This is a genomic window from Kitasatospora sp. NPDC098663 (genome assembly GCF_044760075.1).
Lineage (GTDB): Bacteria > Actinomycetota > Actinomycetes > Streptomycetales > Streptomycetaceae > Kitasatospora.
The window spans coordinates 1-1,061 of sequence record NZ_JBIWAP010000151.1; the positions used below are offsets into that span (position 1 = coordinate 1).

Below are 1,061 nucleotides of genomic sequence, written 5' to 3' on the forward strand. Positions count from 1 at the left end.
TATCGACCCGCAGCGTTGTTGACGCGGCTGATGGGCGGGTGTCCGTCGAGTGCGGTGTGGCAGCGGTGGTGGTTGTAGGTGTGGAGGAAGTCTGCCAGGGCTTGGGTCCGCTCGTGGTTTGACGTGTAGGGCCGTAGGTAGGCCCATTCGTCGAGCAGGGTGCGGTTGAAGCGTTCGACCTTGCCGTTGGTCTGCGGCCGGTAGGCGCGGGTGAGTTTGCCGGTCGCGCCGAGGTCGGCAAGGACGTTCTTCCAGGCCAGGCCTTTGCGGTAGGCCCAGGCGTTGTCGGTCAGGACCCGTTCGATCCGGTCGATGCCGTGGGTGTGGAAGAAGGTGGCCGCGCGGGCCAGGAAGCCCGCGCAGGTCGCGACCTTCTCGTCGGGGTGGATCTCGCTGTAGGCCAGGCGGGAGTGGTCGTCGACGGCGGAGTGGATGTAGTCGAAGCCCATGCCCCGCACCGGTCTGCCGGCGTCGCGGCCCAGGACGCGGTGGCCGCCGCCGTCGGGTATCCGGCCGAGTTTCTTCACGTCGACGTGGATCAGTTCGCCCGGCCGGTCGCGTTCGTAGCGGCGGATCAGGGTGCCGGTCGGGCGGTCGAGCCAGGCCAGGCGGTTGAGCCGGTGGCGGGTCAGGATCCGGTGCACGGTTGAGGCGGGCAGTCCCAGGATCGGGCCGATCCTGGCCGGCCCGAGCTTGCGGGTCCGTCGCAGGTCGCAGACTCGTGCTTCGATGTCGGCCGCTGTCCGGTGCGGGGTCGTGTGCGGCCGGCTGGATCGGTCGGCCAGACCCGCGTCGCCTTCGGTCTTCCAGCGGCGGACCCATTTGTGGGCCGTGGGGCGGGATATGCCCATCTCGGCCGCGACATGCGCGACCGGGCGTCCGGAACGGACACGTTCGACCAGCAGCCGCCTGCCGTGGATGGTCAGCCGGGCATTACGGTGGGACACGAAGACCTCCGTGCGGTGTAGTCCTAGACACCTCCACCACACCGGAGGTCTTCGCCATGATCAAGACCCAGCGCTGTTAACAACGCTCGTGATCAATACACCTAGGGCGTTTCG

The 1,061-nt window shown here is 68.1% G+C and carries 1 protein-coding gene; it reads right to left on the reverse strand.

What is annotated here, in order from left to right; all coding sequences use genetic code 11:
• A partial coding sequence (locus ACIQVZ_RS42550) for an IS481 family transposase (RefSeq protein WP_402458590.1) occupies positions 1 to 947 on the reverse strand: 947 nt, incomplete at its 3' end.
• Positions 948 to 1,061: the final 114 nt, after the last annotated feature.